This is a genomic window from Piscinibacter gummiphilus, from assembly GCF_002116905.1.
GTDB lineage: Bacteria > Pseudomonadota > Gammaproteobacteria > Burkholderiales > Burkholderiaceae_C > Rhizobacter > Rhizobacter gummiphilus.
Genome location: NZ_CP015118.1, coordinates 5,948,513 through 5,973,267 on the forward strand (window position 1 = coordinate 5,948,513; position 24,755 = coordinate 5,973,267).

18 protein-coding genes and 1 pseudogene are annotated in these 24,755 nt (G+C 69.7%); 12 read left to right on the forward strand and 7 right to left on the reverse strand.

Going from position 1 to position 24,755, the window contains the following annotated elements:
• Positions 1–2: 2 nt before the first annotated feature.
• The 4 genes from A4W93_RS27270 (at position 3) to A4W93_RS27285 (ending at position 4,475) form a co-directional block, all read left to right on the forward strand.
• Positions 3–308: a hypothetical protein gene (locus A4W93_RS27270; RefSeq protein WP_085753604.1), complete on the forward strand. Its 306-nt coding sequence runs from the start codon at positions 3–5 to the stop codon at positions 306–308.
• A 102-nt stretch (positions 309–410) separates the two neighbouring features.
• Positions 411–929, forward strand: coding sequence for a sigma-70 family RNA polymerase sigma factor (locus tag A4W93_RS27275; RefSeq protein ID WP_085753605.1), 519 nt, complete (start codon positions 411–413; stop codon positions 927–929).
• Positions 926–1,882, forward strand: coding sequence for a FecR domain-containing protein (locus A4W93_RS27280; protein WP_085753606.1), 957 nt, complete (start codon positions 926–928; stop codon positions 1,880–1,882). The genes A4W93_RS27275 and A4W93_RS27280 overlap by 4 nt, the downstream gene beginning before the upstream one ends.
• A 103-nt stretch (positions 1,883–1,985) precedes the next feature.
• Positions 1,986–4,475, forward strand: a complete 2,490-nt coding sequence (locus A4W93_RS27285; RefSeq protein WP_085753607.1) for a TonB-dependent siderophore receptor — start codon at positions 1,986–1,988, stop codon at positions 4,473–4,475.
• A gap of 21 nt (positions 4,476–4,496) precedes the next feature.
• Here A4W93_RS27285 and A4W93_RS27290 read toward each other — a convergent pair whose 3' ends face one another.
• Positions 4,497–6,434 (reverse strand): glycosyl hydrolase family 65 domain-containing protein, encoded by a 1,938-nt coding sequence (locus tag A4W93_RS27290; RefSeq protein ID WP_085753608.1) that lies wholly within the window; start codon positions 6,432–6,434, stop codon positions 4,497–4,499.
• 79 nt (positions 6,435–6,513) lie between these two features.
• On the opposite strand from A4W93_RS27290, the gene A4W93_RS27295 reads away from it, so the two are divergent.
• A complete protein-coding gene (locus A4W93_RS27295; RefSeq protein ID WP_099960000.1) occupies positions 6,514–7,812 on the forward strand; it encodes a glycerate kinase type-2 family protein in 1,299 nt (432 codons plus the stop codon).
• 121 nt (positions 7,813–7,933) lie between these two features.
• Here A4W93_RS27295 and A4W93_RS27300 read toward each other — a convergent pair whose 3' ends face one another.
• The 5 genes from A4W93_RS27300 to A4W93_RS27320 all read right to left on the reverse strand — a co-directional run bounded on the left by A4W93_RS27300 (position 7,934) and on the right by A4W93_RS27320 (position 12,462).
• The gene (locus tag A4W93_RS27300) at positions 7,934–9,217 is read right to left on the reverse strand and encodes a TRAP transporter large permease (RefSeq protein WP_085753610.1); all 1,284 of its coding nucleotides are present in this window, start codon (positions 9,215–9,217) and stop codon (positions 7,934–7,936) included.
• Complete coding sequence (locus A4W93_RS27305) at positions 9,208–9,636, reverse strand: TRAP transporter small permease (protein ID WP_237357827.1); 429 nt, start codon at positions 9,634–9,636, stop codon at positions 9,208–9,210. The genes A4W93_RS27300 and A4W93_RS27305 overlap by 10 nt, the downstream gene beginning before the upstream one ends.
• A gap of 113 nt (positions 9,637–9,749) precedes the next feature.
• Positions 9,750–10,682, reverse strand: a complete 933-nt coding sequence (locus A4W93_RS27310; RefSeq protein WP_237357828.1) for a TRAP transporter substrate-binding protein — start codon at positions 10,680–10,682, stop codon at positions 9,750–9,752.
• Positions 10,683–10,744: 62 nt separating this feature from the next.
• Complete coding sequence (locus tag A4W93_RS27315; protein ID WP_085753613.1) at positions 10,745–11,629, reverse strand: SMP-30/gluconolactonase/LRE family protein; 885 nt, start codon at positions 11,627–11,629, stop codon at positions 10,745–10,747.
• Between the two features lie 14 nt (positions 11,630–11,643).
• Positions 11,644–12,462, reverse strand: a complete 819-nt coding sequence (locus tag A4W93_RS27320) for an NAD-dependent epimerase/dehydratase family protein (RefSeq protein WP_085753614.1) — start codon at positions 12,460–12,462, stop codon at positions 11,644–11,646.
• A 297-nt stretch (positions 12,463–12,759) separates the two neighbouring features.
• Here A4W93_RS27320 and A4W93_RS27325 point away from each other — a divergent pair, with 297 nt between their 5' ends.
• From A4W93_RS27325 to A4W93_RS27355, 7 genes and pseudogenes are all read left to right on the forward strand, one after another.
• Positions 12,760–14,547 (forward strand): pectate lyase, encoded by a 1,788-nt coding sequence (locus A4W93_RS27325; RefSeq protein WP_085753615.1) that lies wholly within the window; start codon positions 12,760–12,762, stop codon positions 14,545–14,547.
• A 122-nt stretch (positions 14,548–14,669) separates the two neighbouring features.
• On the forward strand, positions 14,670–15,410 hold the full coding sequence (locus A4W93_RS27330) for a FadR/GntR family transcriptional regulator (RefSeq protein ID WP_085753616.1): 741 nt from the start codon (positions 14,670–14,672) through the stop codon (positions 15,408–15,410).
• 235 nt (positions 15,411–15,645) lie between these two features.
• Positions 15,646–16,425, forward strand: coding sequence for a 2-dehydro-3-deoxyglucarate aldolase (gene garL, locus A4W93_RS27335; protein WP_085753617.1), 780 nt, complete (start codon positions 15,646–15,648; stop codon positions 16,423–16,425).
• 13 nt (positions 16,426–16,438) lie between these two features.
• Positions 16,439–17,350 (forward strand): annotated as a pseudogene (gene glxR / locus A4W93_RS27340) (2-hydroxy-3-oxopropionate reductase); the annotation flags it as partial.
• Between the two features lie 110 nt (positions 17,351–17,460).
• Positions 17,461–19,164 (forward strand): cation:proton antiporter domain-containing protein, encoded by a 1,704-nt coding sequence (gene ybaL, locus A4W93_RS27345; RefSeq protein WP_085753619.1) that lies wholly within the window; start codon positions 17,461–17,463, stop codon positions 19,162–19,164.
• A 157-nt stretch (positions 19,165–19,321) separates the two neighbouring features.
• Entirely contained in the window at positions 19,322–21,079 is a 1,758-nt protein-coding gene (locus A4W93_RS27350; RefSeq protein WP_085753620.1) for a DUF1800 domain-containing protein, read from the forward strand.
• A 9-nt stretch (positions 21,080–21,088) separates the two neighbouring features.
• Complete coding sequence (locus A4W93_RS27355) at positions 21,089–22,528, forward strand: DUF1501 domain-containing protein (protein WP_085753621.1); 1,440 nt, start codon at positions 21,089–21,091, stop codon at positions 22,526–22,528.
• A gap of 98 nt (positions 22,529–22,626) precedes the next feature.
• Here A4W93_RS27355 and A4W93_RS27360 read toward each other — a convergent pair whose 3' ends face one another.
• Entirely contained in the window at positions 22,627–24,684 is a 2,058-nt protein-coding gene (locus tag A4W93_RS27360) for an ATP-dependent helicase (protein WP_085753622.1), read from the reverse strand.
• Positions 24,685–24,755: the final 71 nt, after the last annotated feature.

Sequence of the window (24,755 nt, forward strand, 5' to 3'; positions counted from 1 at the left end):
CCATGCAACCCGACGACGTCAAGGGCACCGCCAACCTGGCCCGCCAGACCTCCGCCTATGCGGGCCTCCGGGAGGAATACGGCGCCGCCGCCGCCGAGGCGCTGGTGTCGCGGGGCCTGTCCCGGCGCGGAATCGACGTGCCTGCCGCCGGGGTGAGGCACTGGGACACGGTGAACCGCGCGATCCTGGCCGGCCGCATCGACATCGCCACCGTCCGGGCCGAGGCGGAAGAACGGGCCGCCAGCGCCGTCGCCGCGCTGATCGGGACGGTGTCGGGCACCACGCGCACCACCCCCGAAGCGCAGTAGGCGGCCGCTTGCGGGCAGGCATGTGGCGCGCCTCCGACACCCGACCGACAACCCGGCCGCCACTCCCTATAATGAGAAACGTTCTCATTACTGTAGTTCGCCATGCCGGCCGTCGAGCTCGCCCCGCCACACGAAATCCATTCGCTCTACAGCCATCACCATGGCTGGCTGTACGGGTGGTTGCGCAAGCGGCTGGGGTGTTCCGACAACGCGGCCGACCTGGCGCACGACACCTACCTGCGCGTGCTGGTGTCCGGGCGCACGCCGCCGCCGGACCAGTCCCGCGCGCACCTGATGCAGATCGCCAAGGGCCTGGTCGTGGACCAGCACCGCCGGCGCGTCATCGAACAGGCCTACCTCGAGATGCTCGTGCACCAGCCGCCCGCGCTCGCACCGTCGGTCGAGGAGCGCGCACTCGTGCTGGAGGCGCTGACCCGCATCGACGCAGCCCTCGACGCCCTCGCGCCCAAGGTGCGTGAGACCTTCCTGCTCTCGCAGTTCGACGGCCTCACCTACAGCGCCATCGCCGAGCAGTTGGGCATCGCCGTCGCCACCGTGCGCAAGCACATGCTCAAGGCCGTGACGGCCTGCTTCGCGGTGCTCGGGGGCGACACGCATTGAAGACCGCCCCCTCGGCGGCCGACGCGGCCGCGCTCGAGTGGCAGGTCACGCTCTGGTCCGGCGAGGTCACGCCGCAGGAGCAGGACGCCTTCGAGCGCTGGCGCACCGCCAAGCCCGAACACGAGCGTGCCTGGCAGCAAGTGCAGCAGATGAGCCAGCGCTTGCATGCCGCGCCCGGTGTGGTCGCGAGTTCGGTGCTGCGCCGCGGCGCGGGGCCCGACCGCGTGCCGGCCCGCCGCAAGGTGCTGGGCGGCCTCGGGCTGCTGGCGGCCACCAGCGGGCTCGCGAGCCTGACGATGGACACGCCGCCGTGGCGCACGGCCCTCGCCGACCTGCGCACCGGCCCTGGTGAACGCCGGCACCTGTCCCTGCCCGACGGCACCCGGGTCGCGATGAACTCCGGCACCGCCGCCGACGTGCACTTCGACGCCCGCGAACGCCGCCTGCGGCTGCACGCGGGCGAGTTGCTCGTCACCACGGCGCACGACACGTCGCGCCCCTTCGTCGTCGAGACCCGCGAAGGCCGCGTGGGCGCGCTGGGCACCCGCTTCAGCGTGCGCCGCACGGCCGAGGGCGCCATCGCCCAGGTGTTCGAGGGGGCGGTCGAGGTCACGCCGGACGGCCTGCCCGCCGCCGTGCTGCGGCTGACCGCCGGACAGCAGGCACGGTTCACCGCCGGCCACGTCGACGCCCCCCACGCCGCCGACCCGTTGTCCACCGCGTGGGAACGCGGGCTGCTCGTGGTGCAGCGGTGGCGGCTTGCCGACGTGATCGCGGAGCTGTCCCGTCACCGCGGTGGCGTGCTGCGCTGCGACCCGGCCGTCGCCGACCTCGTCGTCTCCGGCGTGTACCCCCTCGACGACACCGACGGCGTGCTCGCCTCGCTGGCCCGGGTGCTGCCGATCCACGTGCGGCACACGTCGCGCTACTGGGTGACGGTCGGGGCGCGCTGAGCCGCACTTTTTTCGCGCGGACCGTAGCACTTTTCCTTTCTCGTCCGGGAAACAGGAAGAGGCCGCCAGCGGCCACCTGATCCACATCCCCGAGGAAGTTCCCATGCCCACCCCGAGTGCCCCCGTGGCCCCGACGTTTTCCCCTTCACGCCTCAGCCGGGCCGTGCTGCTCGCCTGCCTGTCGCTGGGCCTCGGCGCCACGGCGACCGTCGCCCGCGCCCAGGCGAGTGCCCAGGCCCCGGCGCACCACGAGATCCCGGCCGGCCCGCTCGACGACGTGCTGACCCGCTTCGCCGCCGCCGCGGGCGTGCCGCTGACCATCGACGGCCAGCTCACGGCTGGCAAGCGGAGTGCGGGGCTGTCGGGCAGCTACGGCGTGCGCGAAGGCCTGGACCGCATCCTCGCCGGCTCCGGCCTCACGGTCACGGCGCAGCCGGGCGGCGGCTACGTCCTCGTGAAGTCCCCCGCCGCCACGGACACCAGCGGCGAAGCCGCCCTGCCGGTCATCAAGGTGCGAAGCCAGGCCATGCTGGAGGCCACCACGGAAGGCACCGGCTCGTACACCACCGGCGCCACGAGCGCCTCCACCGGCCTCAACCTGTCGCTGCGCGAGACGCCCCAGTCCGTCACCGTGGTCACCCGCCAGCGCATCGAGGACCAGGGGCTCACGCAGATGATGGACCTGGTGCAGAACGTGGCCGGCCTGTCCGTCAGCCAGGGCGGCAACGCCGGCTCCGACTCGAGCACCATCTACTCGCGCGGGTTCGCAGTGGAGAACTACCTGATCGACGGGGTCGGGCAGAACTACAGCAACTACAGCAGCATCTTCCAGACCAACGACCTCGTGATCTTCGACCGCGTCGAAGTCGTGCGCGGCGCGTCGGGCCTGATGAACGGCGTGGGTTCGCCCGGCGCCTCCATCAACCTCGTCCGCAAGAAGCCCACCGCGGAGTTCCAGGCGTCCGGCCGTGTCGAGGTCGGCTCGTGGAACTACTACCGGGGCGAAGCGGACGTGTCGGGCGCGCTCAACGAGGCCGGCACGCTGCGCGGCCGCGCCGTGGCCGCGGTGCAGGACAACGACTCGTACATCGACCGCCTGAACGAGAAGCGGAAGGTGCTCTACGGCATCCTCGAGGCGGACCTGACCCCGAACACGCTGGCCACCGCCGGCGTGTCGATCCAGCACCACGACGCCACCGGCCACGCCCGCGGCGGACGCCCCCTCTTCGCGAAGGACGGCTCGCTGGTCAACTGGGCCCGCTCCGATTCGGCCGCCGCGAACTGGGGCTACTCCGAGCGCCACAACAGCTCCCTCTTCGCCTCGCTCGAACACCGCTTCGATTCGGGCTGGTCGGTGAAGGGCACGGCCATCCGGTCCGAGAGCGACTACGACGAACGCCTCGGCTACGCCGCCGGCGGCAACCTCACACCCGGCACCGGCAGCGGCATCTCCCTGTACGGCTCCGGCTGGGAAGGCACCCCGGTGCAGGAGACGTTCGACGTGCGTGCCACCGGCCCGTTCGAGGCCTTCGGCCGCAAGCACGAACTGGTCGTGGGTGCGAGCACGTCGCGCACCAGGGACGTCGCGCCGGACTTCCCCGGCTGGGCCGTGACCCCCATCCCCGACATCTACAACTGGGACGGCAACACGCCCGAGGCACCGGTCTACGCACCGCGCGGCACGCAGAGCTTCAGCGAACGCCTCACGAGTGCCTTCGCCGCGGCACGCCTGAAGCCGACCGACGAGCTGTCGGTCATCCTCGGCGCCCGCGTCACCGACTGGCGCAACAGCGTCTCGTACGTGGACAACGCCGGCGTGATGTACGACAGTTCCTCGCGCGCCGAAAGCGGCGAGATCACGCCGTTCGCGGGCGTGACCTACGACTTCAGTCCGCACTGGTCGGCCTATGCGAGCTACACCAGCATCTTCAAGCCGCAGAACAACCAGTCGGTCGACGGCAGCTACCTCGACCCGGTGCTGGGGAACACGTGGGAGACCGGCGTCAAGGGCGCCTTCTTCGACAACCAGCTGAACGTGTCGGCAGCCATCTACCGCATCCAGCTCGACAACTTCGGCGTGGTGATCCCGGGCGAGTTCGTCGGTGGCGACCTGAACAAGCCGGCGTACCGGGCCGAGTCGGGCACGCTGTCGCGCGGCTTCGAGCTGGAAGTGTCCGGCGCGCTGACCCCGGCGTGGCAGCTGTCCGCGGCCTTCGCGCGCAACCTCGCGCAGACGCGTGAAGGCGGCCCGCTCGACACCTCCATCCCCGCCAACACCTTCAAGCTGTTCTCCACCTACAAGCTGGCCTCGGTGGGCAACGGCCTGACGCTCGGCGGCGGCGTGCGCTGGCAGAGCGAGATCTACAGCGAACGCTCGATCTTCCCGGGCGGCGGCGCCGCGCCGATTCCCGTGCGCTTCACGCAGGAAGCCTATGCGGTGGTCGACCTGATGGCGCGCTACCAGATCACCCGCAACCTGGGCGCATCGGTGAACCTGAACAACGCGTTCGACAAGTCGTACCACATGTCCACGTGGAACTCGTACTACGGCACGCCGCGCGAAGTGCGCGCCGCGCTCGACGTGAAGTTCTGACCGTGTCGCCCGTGCCGCCCTTCAGCGGCACGGCACCGACCACGGTGCATCGGGCCCCACCTCGTGGACCTCTCCGGCGAACCACACCACCAGCGGTGGTGCGCCGGGCGACGTCCGCAGCGTGAGGCGGCGGCCCTCGAGCCGCGCGTTCACCCAGTGCCCCGCCAGCACGACCCGTACCGCGACCTCGTCGAGGGCCTCGGGCGGATGCGGGTCCAGCCGCAGCCCGTCCCGCACGGGCCACAGGCCCAGGTAGTGCCGCTGCAGCACGTCCCACACCCCGCCCATCGCACCGAACGACAGGCCGTCCTCGACCGTCGCCGCACCGCGCAGCGGCGCATGCACGGCCCCCTCGAACGCCGCCCACGACGCGGCCCGGTCGACCGCCGCGAGGGCACCCGCCCGCGACACGCCCTCCAGCCGGCCCGGGCCTGCTGCCAGGGCCGCGTGGTGCCGCACGGTGCTCGGGTACCAGCCCGCCACGGCCACGCCGCCCAGGTGGGCGACGAGGTCGGCGGCCTCGTCGGGGCCGAGCAGGTGCAGCAGCGTCAGCGTGTCGATGCCGTCGCCCTCCGGCAGCGTCAGCACGTCCCCGGACCACACCACGGGCACGTGCCGGCTCGCCTCGTCCCACGCGGCCACCTCGGCATCGGAGAGGGCCGTGCGTTCGCGCAGCCGCATCCACGCCGCCGCGTCGAGATGCTCGCGCAGCCGCGCGGCGCACCGCAACGTCCATGCGGCCGGCAGCGACCGCGCCTGCGCATCGATCCCCAACCAGCGCCGGGCGCAGGCGACGAGCAGCTCCCCCGACGCCCCGCCGAGCAGGGCCGTGTCGCGGGTTGAAAGGTGATGCCGCCACAGACCGAACGCGGCCGCCGACCACCACGCCCGCGGCGCCTCCGCCGTGAGCCGCCGCGCGCGGTGGTGGATCACTTCGCGCGCGAGGGCCGGCAGGTGCAGGCTGTAGAACGGCAGCGCGAGCGCCTCGTCCCAGGCCTCGTGGCCCGGCTCGCGGCCCGATGCCGACCACACCGGCAGTCCCACGTCGCGCCCCACCGACCGTGGCGACACGGCCTGCAGCAGATGGAACGCGTTGAACCGCAGCGCGCGCTGCAGTGCCGCATCCGTCGTGCCGAGGAAAACCCGCTCCCACACCGATTGCCACGCCGCGCGGTGGCGTTCCAGCTCGGGCTCGAAGCCGGGCGGGGACACCGGCGCGGCGCCGTCGTCGACGGTCACCGTCATCGCGACGTCGATGCACACCGAGGCCTGCTCGGCGAGTTCGACATGGTGCTGCTGGTCGCTGCCCCCGATCTCGTGCGACCGCCCCGCCTGGCGGCCCGGCGCGCCCGACGTGCGCAGCGTGACGTCGACCCGCCACGGCGTGCCGTCCGGCGTCCGTCGCACCCGCACCGCGAGCCCGTCGGACGGCATCAGGTTCTCCACCTGCTCCGGCTCGCCCCCCTGCGCCCACGCGGGGTGCGCCACCGGGTGCTTGCGCAGGTCGAGCACGGACCGCACGACGATCGCGCCCGACCAGTTCAGCGGCGTCAGCTCCCAGCGCAGCTGCACGACGTGCGCGTGCGCCAGGCTCACGAAACGGGTCTCGCGCCACCGGGTCTGGCGGCCCTCGGCGTCCTCGAGCACCGCCTCGCGTTCGGCGACGCCGTCGGCCAGGTCCAGGCGATGGGTGCGTCCGTGCTGCAGCAGCGGGCGTTCGCCGAACCATTCGGCCTCGCCATCGTGGCGCCAGCTCAGCGCGAGTCCGTTCGGCAGGTCGATGAGCCGTCCGCCGGAGAAGAAGCACACGGGGTCGGCCACGCCGTCGCGGCCGAACGAGACCTCGGGGTCGACGGCCAGCACGAACAGCACGCCGTTGCCGAGCGCGAAGGACAGCACGCGGGAGGCCCTGGCCTCCAGGTCGTCGGGATCCAGGATGACGTCGTTGGCATCGGGCATGTCGTCATTCTCGGCAATCGATGTGCCCAGGACGAAAAAGGGGTGGGCAGCCGCGCCCCAACCACGGAAAATGCGGGTCATGAACACCGCGCCCGCTTCCGATCCCGTCGCCTTCCTCCGCTCCCTGTACGACGCTGCGGTGTCGCGCGCCCTGCCGGCCGACGTCACCGCGCCGCACCTGCCCGCGCCGCCGAAGGGCCGCACGCTGGTGCTCGGCGCCGGCAAGGCGGGTGGCGCGATGGCGGCCGCAGTCGATGCGCTGTGGCCGGCCGGCGCGCCGCTGTCGGGCCTCGTCGTCACGCGCTACGACCACGTGCCGCCGGCCTACCGCGCGAACCCCGGCCGCATCGAGGTCGTCGAGGCCGCCCACCCGGTGCCCGACGCCGCGGGCCGTGACGCGGCCGCGCGCATCGTCGAACTCGCGAAGGGCCTCACCGCCGACGACCTCGTGCTGTGCCTGATCTCCGGCGGCGGCTCCGCGCTGCTGTCGCTGCCGGCCGAGGGGGTCACGCTCGAGGACAAGCAAGCCATCAACAAGGCGCTGCTCAAGAGTGGCGCGGCCATCGACGAGATGAACTGCGTGCGCAAGCACCTGTCGGCCATCAAGGGCGGCCGGCTCGCCGCCCTGTGCCAGCCGGCGCGCGTGGTCACGCTGCTGATCAGCGACGTGCCGGGCGACTCGCCCGAGGTGATCGCCAGCGGCCCCACCGTGCCCGACTCCACCACGTGCGCCGACGCGCTCGCGATCCTCGACCGCTACGGCATCGATGTGCCGGCCGCCGCGCGCGCCGGCCTCGAGTCGGGTGCGTTCGAGACGCCGAAGCCGGGCGACGCCTGCTTCGACGGCAACGTGGTCCACATGATCGCCACGCCGCAGCAGTCGCTCGAGGCCGCCGCAGCGCTCGCGCGCTCCGCCGGGCTCGACGCGCACATCCTGTCCGACGAGATCGAGGGCGAGTCCCGCGAGGTCGGCAAGGTGCACGCGGCCCTCGCCCGCGCCGTCGCACGCCGCGGCCAGCCGTTCGCGAAACCGTGCGTGGTGCTGAGCGGCGGCGAGACCACCGTCACCGTGAAGGCCAAGGGCGGCCGCGGTGGGCGCGCCACCGAGTTCCTGCTCGGCTGCGCCATCGCGCTGCAGGGCGAACCCGGCGTGTACGTGCTGGCGGCCGACACCGACGGCATCGACGGCATCGAGGACAACGCCGGTGCCGTCGTCACGCCGGACACGCTGGCCCGCGCCGTGGCACTCGGCGTGAAGGCCGACGACCACCTCGACCGCAACGACGCCTACAACTTCTTCAAACCCCTCGGCGACCTCGTGGTGCCGGGGCCCACGTTCACGAACGTGAACGACTTCCGGGCGTTGCTGATCCTCTGACCGAAATGTCATCCCGGCGAAAGCCGGGACCCACCGCCCCGAGTGGCCCCCGGCTTTCGCCGGGGTGACAGGCAGAAAAAAAGCCCGCTCGCAGCGGGCTTTTTCCATGGGGACGAACCGATCAGTGCAGGATGAGGTTCGGCAGCCACATCGAGAAGCCGGGGACATAGGTCACCAGCATCAGCGCCAGGATCAGCGCCCCGTAGAACGGCCAGATCGTGCGCATCACCGTGCCCACCGACACACCGCCGATCGCGCAGCCGATGAACTGCGTGGTGCCCACCGGCGGGGTGTTCAGGCCCAGCGCGCAGTTGATCAGCATCACGATGCCGAACTGCTCCGTGCTCATGCCGAACTGCTGGCAGATGGGCAGGAAGATCGGCGTGCAGATCAGGATCGTCGCGGCCATGTCCAGGAACGTGCCCAGCAGGAACAGGATCACGTTCACGCAGAGGAAGATCACCCAGGGCTTGTCCGACAGGTGCGACAGCGCGTTGCCGGTCATCTCCGCCACGCCGTACAGACCGATCAGGTACCCGAACATCGACGAGATGCCGATCAGCAGCAGCACGACACCGGTCGTCTTCACGGCCTTCGCGGCCGAGCGGATGAACTGGTCGAGCGTCAGCGTGCGGTACGCGAAGACGGTCAGCAGCAGCGCCCACAGCACGGCGACGGCGGCCGACTCGGTGGCGGTGAACGCGCCCGACAGGATGCCCGCGATGATGATCACGACGACGAAGAGGCCCGGCAGTGCCTGCGCGAACGACTTGGCGACGATGTCCCAGCCCGGGAACTCACCCGCCGGGTAGCCGCGCTTGACGGCGACCCAGTAGGCCGCGCCGAGGTTGCACAGCGTCAGCAGGATGGCGGGGATGATGCCCGCGAGGATCAGCGTCGAGATGCTCGCCTTGCCGCTGGCGGCCAGCGCGAAGATGATCAGGTTGTGGCTGGTCGGCATCAGCGCGCCCACGAGGGACGCGTGCGTCGTCACGTTGACCGCGTAGTCGGCGTGGTAACCCTCCTTCTTCATCTGGGGGATCAGCACCGCGCCCATCGCCGAGACGTCGGCCACCGGCGAACCGGAGACACCGCCGAACAGCGTGCAAGCCACGACGTTGCTCATGCCCAGGCCGCCGCGCACGTGGCCCATCAGGCTCTTGGCCAGCGCGATGATGCGGTCGGCGATGCCGCCGTACATCATGATCTCGCCGGCGAAGATGAAGAACGGGATCGCCAGGAACGAGAACGGGTTCATCCCGGAGATCATCTGCTGGAAGCCCACCGCGAGCGGCAGGCCTTCGTACAGGATCGCCGCGAGCGAGGAAAGACCGATCGAGAAGGCGACCGGAACGCCCAGCAGCAGCAGCAGGGCGAACGTCACGCAGAGAATTGTCAGTGCCATGCCGGCTCTACCTCGGTGCCACGCACGAGCGCAACAATGTGTTCAAAGGAGAAAAGCGCGATCAGGATCCCGGCCATGACGGCAGGGATGTACCGGAACGCTTCGGAGATGCCGAGGGTGGGGAGCTTGTACTCCCACACCGACTCGGACAGGATGCCGCACTGCCACGCCATCGTGAGGCCGAAGAGCAGCACCAGCGCGTGGATCAGGATCTCGAGCTTCAGGCGCAGCCATTCGGGCGCCAGCACCAGGAAGGACTCGAGGCCGATGTGGCCGGCGTCATGGACGCCGACGGCCACACCGAGCATCGTCACGTACAGCACGAGCAGGATCGCGCTCGTTTCGGCCCAGGTCGGCGTGTCGTTCATGATGTACCGACCGAAGACCTGGTACAGCACCGCAATCACCAGCAGCACCATGCCGACCACGCCGATGTTCAGACACGCTTTCGCGATGAACGTGCAGGTTCGCGTAAAGAGGTTCGGCGGCGAGGACGCGGTCACAGGAGCTGCCGGGGAATGCGATGCAACGCTCATTTCGTGGCCTGCACCCGTGCGACGAGGGCCTTCAGCTTCGGATCCTGAAGGTACTTGTCATAGACCGGCTTCATCGCGGCCTGGAACGATGCCTTGTCCACTTCCACGATCTGGGCGCCAGCGGCCTTGACAGTGGCGAGCGACTTCTCTTCACGCTCGTCCCACAGCTTGCGCATGTAGACGACGGATTCCTTGGCGGCTTCGCGGATGATCTTCTGGTCTTCCGGGCTCAGCGTGTCCCAGGTCTTCTTCGAGAAGAGCAGGATTTCCGGGGCCATCGAGTGCTCGGTCTTCGAGAAGTACTTCGCCACTTCGAAGTGACGCGACGACTCGTAGCTCGGGTAGTTGTTCTCGGCGGCGTCGATCAGGCCGGTCTTGAGCGCGGTGTAGACCTCGCCGAAGGGCATCGGCGTGGCGTTGGCGCCCATGGCTTCCAGCAGCGAGACCCACAGGTCCGACTGCTGCACGCGCACCTTCAGGCCCTTGGCGTCGGCCAGGGTCTTGATGGGCTTCTTGACCGTGTAGATCGAGCGGGCGCCGCTGTCGTACCAGGCCAGGCCGATGAAGCCCTGGGCCGCGCAGGCCTTCAGGATGTCGTCGCCGACGGCACCGTCCAGTACCTTGCGCATGTGTTCCTTGCTGTTGAACAGGAACGGCATGGTGACGACGGTGGTTTCCTGGCACACGTTGTTCATGGCCGACGAGTTCACGCGGGTCATGGCCAGCGCGCCGAGCTTGGTCTGCTCGATCGTGTCCTTCTCGATGCCGAGGGCGGACTTGGCGTACACCTTGATGCTGTGGCGGCCGTTCGTGCGCTGGGAGACCAGCTCACCCATGTGGCGCACGGCCAGCACGGTGGGGTAGTCCTCGGGGTGGATGTCGGACGAGCGGAATTCCGTGGCCATGGCCACCGAACCGACGCAGGCCATGACGGCGGCGAGGACGCCGGTGCGCAAGCGGAGAGTGATGTTTTTCATTCAAGGACTCCAGTTCAACGTGAGCGGAAAGGAACTTCAGCGATACCGCGCCCACCCGGCCGCGTGACAAACAGCGCGCCATCGAGGGCGGCATCGAAACCATCGACCGGCTTGCCGGGCCGGATCGAGGCAATGAACAGCTGGTCGAGTTCGGGGCCGCCGAACGCGCACATGGACGGCTTGGACACCGGCACGGCGATCGATCGATCGAGCTTGCCGTCGGGCGTGAAGCGGTGGACCACACCACCGTCGTTGCCGCAGATCCAGTAGCCACCGTCCTCGTCGACGGCCGCGCCGTCGGGACGGCCCTGCATCGGCTTCATGTCGACGAACACCTCGCGCGGGGCCATGTGGCCTTCGGCGTCGAGGCGGGCGCGCCAGACAGTCTGCACGTTCGGGTGCGAGTCCGAGAAGTAGACGTATCGGCGGTCGGCCGTGAAGGCCAGGCCGTTGCCGGTGATCAGGCCCTCGACGAGCGGCTCGCCGATGCCGGCGGCCGTCACGCAGTAGAGCTTGCCGGCAGGCGAGGCGAGCGACATGTCGCGCACCATGGTGCTGACCCAGTAGCGCCCGTCGCGGTCGCAGCGGCCGTCGTTGAAGCGCATGCCGGGTTCGGCGAACGTGATGGGGAACAGCAGCTGCTCGGCCGCGTGCGGGTTGCCGGCCGGCAGGTCGATCTCGAACACACCCGTTTCCATGCCGGCCACGAGGCCGCCGCCCTCGCGCAGCACGATGCTGCCGATGCGTTCGTGCGTGGCCCAGCTCTGCACGGTGCGGGTGGCCCAGTCGAAGCGGCGGATCTGGCGGGACTCGATGTCGATCCAGTAGAGCGCCTGTTCGGCCACGGACCAGACCGGGCTTTCGCCCACCTGGTCGCGGATGTCGGAGACGGCTTGCATGTCGGTCACTCCGGTCACTCGAAGGGGCCGGTGCGGACGAACGGGCCGCCCTGGTACAGCACGGCGGGGTCGTTGAAGTCGAGCGTCTGCTGGCGGGCCTCGACCTCGGCCCGGAAGGGCTCGGAGCTGTCCTGCGGCACGTAGCCGATGTGGGCGGCCTTCGTGTTGTCCCACCACTTGGTGCGGTTGTCCGACATGCCGTAGATCACCGAGTAGCCGACGACCGGGGCGGTCAGCGAGGCGACCACGAGGCGCTCGAGGTCGTCGTAGCTCATGAACGTGGCGAGCATGCGGCGGTCGCGCGGGGCGGTGAACGACGAGCCGATGCGCAGCGCCACGGTCTCGATGCCGTAGCGGTCGAAGTAGAAGCGGGCCAGGCTTTCGCCGAAGGCCTTGCTGACACCGTAGAGGCCGTCGGGGCGCATCGGATCGTCCGCGTCGATGACCTCGTTCTGGCGGTAGAAGCCGGTCACATGGTTCGAGCTGGCGAACACCACCCGACGCACGCCCTGCTTGCGGGCGGCTTCGTACAGGTTGTACGTGCCGACGATGTTGGCTTGCAGGATGGGGTCCCAGGGGGTCTCGACCGAGACGCCGCCCAGGTGCACGACGGCGCTGACGCCCTCGAGCAGGTTCAGCACGGCGGCGCGGTCCTCGAGCGGCGTGATGGCCAGCTCTTCACCGGGGGCGGCGGTGCCCAGGTCGGCGATGTCGGAGAGGCGGAGGACATCGCAGTGCGGCTTCAGGCGCGAGCGCAGTTCGCGGCCGAGGCCACCGGCGGCGCCCGTCAGCAGCAGGCGAGGGAAGCGGATGGAGCAGGTGGTGGCAGGCATGTGGATCCGGATTCAGCAGAAGACACGGGACACAACGCAACCACGGCACTCGCCGCCTACAGCGCAAATGCCGTGTTGTAGGTTGTCGTACAACGGATCGTATCGTCGCCCACCGATCCCCTCGCGTCAAGGCAACAGACTGCGGGGATTACCCTAATGACCCTCCCTGTGCGCCCCTCGGGTTTGTCCGAATTTGTGAACGAATTCACGCCACCTACGCTGGTCGTACGATGACCGACAACAAGAGTCGTCGTGTGCCGACCCGGCAAACCCCATCCCACAGAGGAGCTCTTCAACATGAAACGCAGAATGTTCGTGATGTCCAGTCTGGCCCCGATCGCACTCGCCGCGTGCGGCGGTGACGATGACGTGACCCCCACCCCGGCGCCCCCGGCCGAGACCGGCGTGCGGGGCTCGGCCCTCGACGCCCTGAAGCGCGCCGCCGAGCACATGGACGAGAACGTCTCGTACCGCGGCGGCTACGTGTGGCAGTACCTCCCCGACCTGTCGGTCAGCTGGGGCGAGATGGAAGCCAAGCGCAGCATGTGCTGGATCCAGCCGCCGGGCACCCCCACCGCGGGCCATGCCTTCCTCGACGCGTACCACGCGACCGGCGACGAGCGGTACTACGAAGCCGCCGTGCGCACCGCGCAGGCCCTGATGGCAGCCCAGCATCCGGCCGGCGGCTGGAACTACATCCACGACTTCGCGGGCGAGGACTCGCTCAAGCACTGGTACGACACGGTGGGCGCCAACGGCTGGCGCCTCGAGGAGTTCCAGCACTACTACGGCAACGCGACGTTCGACGACGCCGGCACCGCCGTGTCCTCGCAGTTCCTGCTGCGCACGTACCTCGAAAAGAAGGATGCGCAGTTCAAGCCCGCCGTCGACAAGGCGATCGACTTCGTGCTGAAGGCGCAGTTCACCGGCGGCGTGGCCGATGGCGGCTGGCCGCAGCGCTGGCCCGTGCAGCCGGCGGCCATCTCGTCGATGCCACCCAAGAACCCAGGCCAGCTTCCCGTGGGCGCCCATTTCGACATGGAGGACGGGGACTACACGACGATGGTCACGTTCAACGACGACGTCGCCGGCGAGAACATCAAGTTCCTGCTGATGTGCGTGATCGGACTCGGCGAGACCCGCCTCGTCGACCCCATCAAGCGCGCGATGGAATGCCTGCGCACGCTGCAGCAACCCGCGCCGCAGGCCGGCTGGGGCCTGCAGCACCTGGCGGCCGATCGCAACGGCCGCACCGCCGGCTCGCCCGCCGGCGCGCGCAGCTACGAGCCGCGGTCGCTCGCGACGCACACCACGCAGACGAACGTGCAGCAACTCTTCAACTACTTCCGCGTGACCGGCGACCGCAAGTACCTGGCCGGTGTGCCGGCTGCGCTCACGTGGCTCGAGAGCTGCAAGCTCACGCCCACGCAGATCGCAGAGAACCCGCTGCTCGGCGGCGGCCGCACGCACCCGACGTTCATCGAGCTCGGCACGAACGTCGGCCGCTTCGTGCACCGCTACGGCTCCAACATCCACAACGGCGCGTACTACTCCGACAACAACCACAAGGACACACCGAGCCACTACTCCGCCGGCCGCAACATCAACATCACCGCCCTGCGGACGACGTACGACCAGCTCAACGCGATGACGGACGCGCAGATCGCCGAGATGGTCGCGAACTCGCCGCTCAACGTCACCACGCCGCGCGCGCTGCCGAAGTACTTCTCGATCCGCGAGGTGGACTTCCCCGACCTGTTCACCGGCGCCGTGATGAAGACGCCCGACGTGACGGAGGCCGCGGCCAAGGCCGTGATCGACGACCTCGGCACGAAGAACCACTGGCTCACGCCGCTGACGCTGGTGACCAATCCGTACCGCGGCGACGGCCCCACCACGCCGTACACGGGCACCGCGTACCAGAGCAAGCACGTGGGCGATGTGTACGACACCTCGCCGTACGACTCGCTCGACGCTCCGGTGATCGCGCCGTACACCAACAAGGACCGCCCGCTCGGCATCTCGACGAGCAATTGGGTGGCCAACATGGGCAAGCTGATCGCGTTCATCGCGCCCGTGAAGTAAGCCCCCGAAGCCCGTGCGAGACGGCAGGTTGCGCCGCATTTCGCACGGGCTTTGCTACAGTCCGGGGTAGCGAGGGTCGTCATACAACCCGTCGCACCGGGAAAGAACACAAGAGGGAATCGATGAACACGCCCACGACGGCCACCAGACGCACCAAGCCCCGCAACCTCGCACTCGACGTGGTCGACGTGCTGATCGAGCGGGTCCGAGCCGGTTCGCTGGCCGTGGGTGCGAAGCTGCCGACCGAGGCCGCGATCATGGACGAGTTCGGCGTCAGCCGCACCGTCGTGCGCGAGGCGCTGTCGAAGCTGCAGGCCTCCGGCGTCGTGCAGACGCGTCACGGCGTGGGCACCTTCGTCGTCGGCCTCGGCGAGGCGAGTGCCTTCCGCATCGGGCCCGAACAACTCGCCACGCTGCGCGACGTGATCGCGGTGCTCGAACTGCGCATCGGCCTCGAGACCGAATCGGCAGGCCTCGCGGCCGTGCGCCGCTCCGACGCCAACCTCGTCGCGATGCGCCAGGCACTCGACGAGTTCGCCGCGGCCGTCACCGCCGGCCTGGACGCGGTCACCGCCGACTTCGCGTTCCACTCCGAGATCGCCCGCGCCACGCAGAACCCGCACTTCACCGACCTCATCAGCGCCCTCGGCATGGCCGCCATCCCGCGCGCCAGGCTGGACCCGGCCCACACCGACGATGCGGAGCGCCTCGCGTACCTGCGGCGCGTGAACGGCGAACACGAAAGCATCTACGACGCCATCGCGGCGCAGGACCCGGAAGCGGCACGTGCCGCGATGCGCACGCACCTCGCGAACAGCCGCGAACGCCGCCGGCGCGCGGCGGCGTTGGCGGGCGACGCCTGACAGCCGGCCCGCTCCGCTTTCGAAACACGAGTCATCCCGGCGCAGGCCGGGCCCCTGGGCGCCTCGAGGAAGGCACAGGGTCCCGGCCTGCGCCGGGATGACTTGCTTTTGGGGACGACTTGTTTTTGGCGGCGGCCAGGTCCAGGATCGGGTTCACCCGGGTTGCACCTCTTGATTTGCGGTTGTACGATGACCGACAACGGGTTTGTCTGCCCGCGTTTTTGAAGGTCCCGCCATGCCCACCACCCCGTATTCCAGCTTCCCGAACCGGCTTCGCGCCGACCTGCTCGCGGGGAAGCGCCTGATCGGCTGCTGGTGCTCGCTGGCGAACCCCATCACCACCGAGGTGCTGGGTGTCGCCGGCTTCGACTGGCTCCTGCTCGACGGCGAACACTCGCCGAACGACGTCATCAGCTTCATCCCGCAGCTGATGGCGCTGAAGGACAGCCCGAGCGCCCCCGTGGTGCGCCCCTCGCAGAACGACACCGTCGAGATCAAGCGCCTGCTCGACGCCGGCTTCTACAACTTCCTCGTGCCCTTCGTCGAAAGCGCCGACGACGCCCGCCGCGCCGTGGCCGCCACCCGCTACCCGCCGCAAGGCGTGCGCGGCGTCTCCGTGTCCCAGCGCAGCAACCGCTATGGCACGGTGCCCGGCTACTTCACCGGCATCAACGACCAGGTCTGCGTGATCGTGCAGATCGAGAGCCGCGCCGGCTTGGCCGCCGCCGCCGAGATCGCCGCGGTGGACGGCATCGACTGCCTGTTCGTGGGCCCGTCCGACCTCGCCGCCGGCCTCGGTCACCTCGGCAACGCGAACCATCCGGACGTGCAGGCCGCCATCGCCACCATCTTCGATGCGGCCCGCCAGCACGGCAAACCCATCGGCATCCTCGCGCCGGTGGAAGCCGACGCGCGCCGCTACCTCGAGCAGGGGGCCACCTTCGTCGCCGTCGGCAGCGACCTGGGCATCTTCCGCAGCGCCACGCAGGCGCTGCACGACAAGTACCGCCCCTGATCCTTCCCACCCCTATTTCCAGGACACACACATGAGCAAGCTGGGTTTCATCGGTCTGGGCATCATGGGCACGCCCATGGCCGCCAACCTCCTCAAGGGCGGCCACGAGCTGTTCGTCAACACGCGCCGTTCGGTGCCCGCCGAACTGACCGCCGCCGGCGCCACCGCCTGCGCGAGCGCGAAGGAAGTGGCCGAGAAGGCCGACGTGATCTTCCTGATGCTGCCGGACACGCCGGACGTCGCGAAGGTCCTCTTCGGCGACAACGGCGTCGCCTCGGGCCTGTCGAAGGGCAAGACCGTGGTCGACATGAGCTCCATCTCGCCGATGGAAACGAAGGCCTTCGCGAAGAAGATCAACGACCTCGGCTGCGACTACGTCGACGCGCCGGTGTCCGGCGGTGAAGTGGGCGCCAAGGCGGCCTCGCTGACCATCATGGTGGGCGCCTCCGACGCCGCGTTCGAGCGCGTCAAGCCGCTGTTCGAGCTGATGGGCAAGAACATCACGCTCGTGGGCGGCAACGGCGACGGCCAGACCTGCAAGGTCGCCAACCAGATCATCGTCGCGCTGAACATCGCCGCCGTGGGCGAGGCCCTCGTGTTCGCCAGCAAGGCCGGCGCCGACCCGGCGAAGGTGCGCCAGGCGCTGATGGGCGGCTTCGCCTCGTCGCGCATCCTCGAAGTGCACGGCGAGCGCATGATCAAGCGCACGTTCAACCCGGGCTTCCGCATCAACCTGCACCAGAAGGACCTGGCCCTCGCGCTGGCCGGTGCTCGCGAGCTGGGCGTGGGCCTGCCGCAGACGGCCGGCGCCGCGCAGCTGATGCAGGTCGTGGCCGCCAACGGCGGCAAGGACCTGGACCACTCGGCCCTGGTCAAGGCGCTCGAGCTGATGGCGCAGCACCCCGTCGCGCCCGACGCCGCCTGACCCTGAACTTCTCCGGTTCAAACGCCTCCACCCGGAGGCGTTTTCGTTTCTGCCGATAAACTGGTCCGCACCCAGCCAGACGCCCCTTCCACCCCGCCCGAGGAGTCCGCATGCCGCATGACGTCAGCCTGATCTCCACCATCGCCGTCGGGCTGGGTCTCGCCATGGTGCTCGGCTACCTGGCGGCGCAGGTGAAGCTGCCTCCGCTCGTGGGCTACCTGCTCGCCGGCATCGTGATCGGCCCGTCCACGCCGGGTTTCGTCGCCGACGTGGCCCTGGCCGGCCAGCTGGCCGAGATCGGCGTGATGCTGCTGATGCTGGGGGTGGGCCTGCACTTCTCGGTGTCCGACCTGCTGGCGGTCAAGCGCATCGCCATCCCCGGCGCACTGCTGCAGATCACGGTGGCCACGCTGCTCGGCGTGGGCGTGTCCTCGTACTGGGGCTGGAACCTCGGGGCGGGGCTCGTGTTCGGCCTCGCGCTGTCGGTGGCCAGCACGGTGGTGCTGCTGCGGGCGCTGGAGGCCCGCGGCGTGCTGGAATCGGTGAACGGCCGCATCGCGGTGGGCTGGCTCGTCGTCGAGGACCTGGTGATGGTCCTCGTGCTCGTGCTGCTGCCCCCCATCGCCGGCCTGCTCGGCGGCGACCCCGCACCCGGTGTCCTCGCCGAACCGGGCCGCGGCATCGGCGTGACGCTGGGCCTCACGCTCGCGAAGGTCTCGGCCTTCATGGCGTTGATGCTGGTGGTGGGCCGCTGGGCCTTCCCGAAGATCCTGTGGCTCGTGGCCCGCACCGGCTCGCGCGAGTTGTTCACGCTGTGCGTGATCGCCGCCGCGCTGGGCGTGGCCTATGCGTCGGCCAAGCTGTTCGACGTGTCGTTCGCGCTGGGCGCCTTCTTCGCCGGCATGATGATGCGCGAGTCCGAGTTCAGCCACCGCGCGGCCGAGGAATCGCTGCCGCTGCGCGACGCCTTCTCGGTGCTGTTCTTCGTCTCCGTGGGCATGCTGTTCAACCCGGCCGTGCTGCTCAACGAGCCCGTGAAGCTGCTGGTGGTCGTGCTGATCATCATGGTGGGCAAGACCCTCGCGGCCTTCGCCCTCGTGCTCGCGTTCCGCTACCCGCTGAACACGGCCCTCACGGTGGGCGTGAGCCTCGCCCAGATCGGCGAGTTCTCGTTCATCCTCGCGGGACTCGGTGTCCAGATGAAACTGCTGCCCGAGGCCGGACAGAGCCTGATCCTGGCCGGCGCGCTCGTGTCCATCGCGCTCAACTCGGCGCTCTTCGCCGCCATCGACCCCGCCCTGCGATGGATCCGCGACCACTCGTCGTTCGCCCGCCGCCTGGAGGCCCGCGACGACCCGCTGGCCGAGCTGCCGATGAGCGTGGACGCCTCGCTGCTGCACGGCCAGGTGGTGCTCGTGGGCTACGGCCGGGTGGGCCGGCGCATCGCGCGCACGCTCACCGAACACCGCATCCCGTTCGTCGTGGCCGACGAACACCGCGAGCTCGTCGAGCAGCTGCGCGAGCGCGGCATCCCCGCGGTGGCGGGCGACGCGGCCGACCCGGCGGTGCTGATCCAGGCCCACGTCGCACGCGCCGGCATGCTCGTCATCGCGGTGCCCGACGTCTTCAACGTGCGCAAGATGGTCGAGACCGCCCGGCTGCTGAACCCGAACATCGAGGTCATCGTGCGCAGCCACAACGAAAGCGAGGCCGACCTGCTGGCCCGCGACATCGTCGGCAAGGTGTTCGTGGGCGAACACGAGCTGGCGCGTGGCATGTCCGACCACGTGCTCGGCCGCATGGCCGTGCCCTGAGCCGCCATCCGCCGCCGTCCTCCACTGACATTCCGTCACATCCCCCGGCACCCTTCCTGCTGCAATGCCCCCCAGGCCGCGCGCGCGGTCCGGAGGTGACCTGCCTGGTCCCTCACTGACACGCTGCGCCACATTTGCAAGCAGATACGGGTGATCCATGGTCGCTGAACCCCATTCCGAGACGTCCTCCACGCCGCGCCGGCGGCGCTGGCGCACCACCGCCGCCGTGACCCTGTTCACGGCCGTCCTCGCCGCGTGCGGCGGAGGCGGAGGCAGCGGGGGCGGCAGCGCCCCCACCGGCGACGTCCCGTCGAACGAGCCGCCGCCGCCCGTGCCGTCAGCGCCCACCGCACAGCCCACCACCGCCGCCGACGCGGTGCGCCTGGCCGACCAGGCCAGCTTCGGCCCCACCGAGGCGCTCGTCACCACCATCAAGGCCCAAGGCGCCGCCGCCTGGGTGGCCGCCCAGATGTCGCTGCCCGCCACCTCCCGCTATTCGAGCGGCCAGGGCGATGCGATCCACACGTACACCGGCACCGCGGACTTCTGCACCGGCCGCGGCGACGACTGCTGGCGCGACTGGTACTCCACCATGCCGCTCGTCTGGGACTTCTACCGCAACGCCGTCGGCCAGCCCGACCAGCTGCGCCAGCGCACGGCCTTCGCGCTGCAGCAGATCCTGGTCGTGAACAACCTCGACGTCAGCGGCACCTACGGCTTCCGCAACTACCACAATGCCCTGTTGGCCGGCGCGTTCGGCAACTACCGCGACCTGCTGCGCAAGGTCACGCTGTCCCCCGTGATGGGCGACTTCCTGAACAACGCCAACAACGACAAGGACGCACCGAACGAGAACTACGCGCGCGAGCTGCTGCAGCTGTTCTCCATCGGCACCTGCGAGCTCGAGTCCGACGGTTCGCTCAAGGGCGGCAAGTGTTCGCCCACGTACACGAACGACACCGTGCGCGCCTACGCCTACGCCCTGACGGGCTGGACGTACCCGGCCGGCGGCGCCTCGCGCTACGGCTGCTGGCCCAAGGGGGCCAACTGCACGTACTACGGCGGCGACATGGTCAAGGTCGACCAGTACCACGACACGAAGGAACGCCAGCTCCTCGGCGGCGTGAAGCTGGCCTCCGGCCATACGGCCGACACCGCGCTCGAGACCGTGCTCGACAGCGTGATGAACCATCCCAACACGCCGCCGTTCATCGGCAAGCAGCTGATCCAGCAGCTCGTGTCCAGCAACCCGTCCAGTGCCTACGTGGCCCGGGTGGCCACCGCGTTCGCGTCGGGGAAGTACAACGGCTTCGGCACCGGCCAGCGCGGCGACCTCGCCGCCACGGTGGCCGCCGTGCTGCTCGACACGGAGGCCCGCGGCGAGACGGTCACCCGCTCCGCCGGCAAGCTGCGCGAACCGGTGCTGATGTTCACCGGCGTGGTACGCGCGCTCGACGGCACCACGGACGGGGACGCCTTCGGCTGGTGGTGGGGCGACACGATGCAGCAGCACGTGTTCCGCGCGCCGTCGGTCTTCAACTTCTACCCGCCCGACTACCCGGTGCCCGGCACCACGCTCGTGGGCCCCACGTTCGGCATCCACAACGCCAACACCGCGCTCAACCGGCTGAACTTCCTCGTGTACCTGCTCGACTGGAACGGCAGCACGCCCAGCACCACCGTGCCCAACGCCGTCGGCACGAAGGTCAACCTCACCGCGATGTCCGCCGACGCCGCCGATGCCAGCAAGCTCGTGACCCGGCTCTCGATGTTGGCCCTCGGCCGCGAACTGCCGGCCACGGCCCGCGCCGAGGTCGTCAAGGCCGTCGAGGCCTCCGGCTCGAACGCCGCCAACCGGGTCAAGACCGCCGCCTACCTGGTGTTCGGCGCCCCGCAATACCACGTGCACCGCTGAGATCGCCCCATGTCGCACCACCACCACGCCACCCCCGCCACGGCACTCACACGCCGCGAATGGCTCGCCCGCTCGGGCCTCGGCCTCGCCGGCGCCCTCGGCGCCGGCACGCTCGCCAACCTGACGCTCGCCACGAAGTCCGCCCACGCGGCCGACTACAAGGCGCTCGTCTGCATCTTCCTGTACGGCGGTAACGACGGTCTCAACACCATCGTCCCCACCGACACGGCCCGCCACAACCAGTACAAGGGCGTGCGCGGCGGCATCCACGTGCCGGTCGCGAGCCTGCTGCCGCTCGGCGGCACCTCGTACGGCCTGCACCCGGCGCTGTCGGGGTTGTCGAAGGCCTGGAGCGACGGCCAGCTCGCGCCGGTGTTCAACGTGGGCACGCTCTACAAGCCCCTCACGAAGGCGCAGTTCCGCGCCGAGCCGGCCAGCTCCGACCTGCTGCCCGACAACCTCTACTCGCACTCCGACCAGCAGAACCTGTGGCAGACCGCCACGGCCGACGCGCTGACCCGCACCGGCTGGGGCGGCCGCGCCTCGGTGACGCTCGCCGCCGGCAACCCGGTGATCTCGGTGGGCGGCAACGCGCGCTTCGGCCTGTCGGAGACGCAGTCGCCCCTCGTGCTGCCGGAAACCCCGGGCGACACGTTCGGCGCGCAGAACCTCGCCGCGAACTCCGCCCGCAAGAAGGCCATCGACGCGTTGTACGCCGAGGCGCAGTCGCAGGACCTGGGCACCGCGTTCACCGCGGCACAGCGCAACGCGTTCAGCGTGTCCGACCGGCTCGGCGCCATCGTCGCCACCAAGCCCGGCCAGAACACCGCCTTCGCGGCCATCGACACGGCGTTCGCGCCGGTGCTCGACGCGAACAAGCGCCCCACCACCGCCATCGCGCGCCAGCTGTACCAGATCGCCAAGCTGGTGGTCTCCAATGCCACGGCCACCGGCCCGCGCCAGATCTTCTTCGCGCAGATGGACGGCTTCGACACCCACGGTGGCCAGGCCGTCGCCGACACCCCGATGGACGGCGCCCACCCGCGCCTGCTGAAGGCCCTGGGCGATGCCCTCGGCGCCTTCCAGGCCGCGATGGTGGCCACGGGCTACGGCAACGCGGTCACCAGCTTCACGCAGAGCGACTTCGGCCGCACCTTCACGCCGAACAACAGCAGCGGCACCGACCACGCGTGGGGCAACCAGCACCTCGTGGTGGGCGGCGCGGTCAAGGGCGGCACCACCTACGGCACCTACCCGAGCCTCACGCTGGGTGGCCCCGACGACGTGGGCGTGGACTCGTGGGAACTGCAGGGCCGCTGGATCCCCACCACGTCGGTGGACCAGTACGCGGCCACGCTGCTGGGCTGGTTCGGGGCCACGGACGCGCAGCTGCTGCAGCTGCTGCCGAACCTGCAGAACTTCGCGACGAAGAAGCTCGGGTTCGTCTGACGAGGCTTGTCATCCCGGCGAAGGCCGGGATCTTCGGCGCAGGCCCAGGGTCCCGGCCTTCGCCGGGATGACACCGTTGTTGGTGCTTCCCGCTTCCGTCAAGCCGTCTCCGGCTCCTCCGGCTTCGCGATCGACGCCCGCGCCGCCGCCGCGGCGCGCAGCGCCTTGAGCTTCTCGCGCGGGTCCACCTGTTCCTTCACCTCGTCGAGCTTCATCTCGGCGATGAAGCGGCTCGGCACGCCGGGCACGAACTCGCGGCCCTTCTTGCGCCGGCGCAGCACGTCGACCGCCAGCGTGCGGCGCGCGCGGGTGATGCCCACGTACATCAGCCGGCGCTCTTCCTCGATGTGCTGCGGCGTGGTCTCCTCGTCCTCGCTGCGGAACGGCAGCAGGCCTTCGTTCACGCCGGCCAGCACCACGTGCGGCCACTCGAGGCCCTTCGACGCGTGCAGCGTCGAGAGCGTCACCTGGTCCTGCTCGTCGCTGCGTTCGGCCAGGCTGATGATCACCGAGATGGTCTGCGCCACGTCGAGCACCGTCTGGCGCTCCGTCTCGAAGCTCATGCCCCCGTCGTTCTCGATCTCGCCGCCGCACCGCCGGGCGATCCAGTCGACGAAGTCCATCACGTTCGACCAGCGGCCGGCCGCGACCTTCTCGCTGTCGTCGCCCTCGTAGAGGTGCTTCTCGTAGTCGATGTCCTTGAGCCAGCCCATCAGCAACGCCTTCGCGTCCTCGGACCCCGACGTGTGCCGCGCGCGGTACTCGAGGTCGTTGACCATGCGGCCGAACTCGTGGAGCGAGGCCACGGCCGCGGGCTTCATCGCCGTGCCGAGGCTCTCGGCGAACAGCGCCTCGAACAGGCTCACCTTCCACTTGCCCGAGAACTCGCCGAGGGCGCCGAGCGTGGTGTGGCCGATGCCGCGCTTGGGCGTGGTCACCGCGCGCAGGAACGCCGGGTCGTCGTCGTTGTTGACGAGCAGCCGCAGCCACGCGCACAGGTCGCGGATCTCGGTGCGCTCGAAGAAGCTCTGTCCGCCCGAGACCTTGTACGGGATGTTCGCCTTGCGCAGCGCCTTCTCGAACACACGCGCCTGGTGGTTGGCCCGGTACAGGATCGCGAAGTCCTTGTAGGCCGCGTCGGGGTACTGGGAGCGGATGCTGTTGATGCGGGCCACGGCGCGCTCGGCCTCGTGTTCCTCGTTGTCGCATTCGACGAGGGCCACGGGGTCGCCGTCCCCGAACGCGCTCCACAGCTTCTTGTCGAAGAGCTTCGGGTTGTTGCCGATCACGCAGTTGGCCGCGCGCAGGATGAAACCGGTGGAGCGGTAGTTCTGCTCGAGCGGGATCACCTTCAGCGCCGGGTACTCCTGGGGCAGTCGGCGCAGGTTCTCGATGGTGGCGCCGCGCCAGCCGTAGATGCTCTGGTCGTCGTCGCCCACCGCGGTGAACATCGCGCGTTCGCCCACGAGCGACTTGAGCAGCTCGTACTGGATCGCGTTGGTGTCCTGGTACTCGTCGACCAACACGTAGCGCAGCGTGTTCTGCCACTTCGTGCGGCATTCCTCGTCGCGCTGCAGCAGCCGGTGCGGCATGCCGATCAGGTCATCGAAGTCCACCGCCTGGTAGGCCGCCAGACGCTCCTCGTAGCGCTTCATCACCACGGCGGCCACGCGTTCGTCGTCGTCGAGCGCGGCGGTGGCGGCCTGGTCGCTGTCGAGGCCCTGGTTCTTCCAGAGGCTGATGGTCCATTGCCAGCGGCGCGCCATGTTCACGTCGGTGGTGCCGCCCGCGTCCTTCAGGATGCCCACCACGTCGTCGCCGCCGAGGATGCTGAACTTGTCCTTCAGGCCCAGGCGCGCGCCCTCCGCCCGCAGCAGGCGCACGCCCAGCGAGTGGAACGTGCTGATCACGAGGTTCTTCGCGGCCTTGCCCCCGATCAGTTCCTTCGCGCGCTCGCGCATTTCCTGAGCGGCCTTGTTCGTGAAGGTGATGGCGGCGATCTGGCCCGGCGCGTAGCCCGCCTCCAGCAGCCGGCCGATCTTGTGCGTGATCACCCGCGTCTTGCCGGAGCCGGCACCCGCGAGCACGAGGCAGGGGCCGTCGAGGTGGTGCACGGCCGCCATCTGGGCGGGGTTCAGCGAGGGGGCTTCAGACATGGAAAAAGCGGTCCGGGCGAGGGGGGCGACGGATCATAACGAGGCCGGCCGATGACCTTGCATCGCAGTCT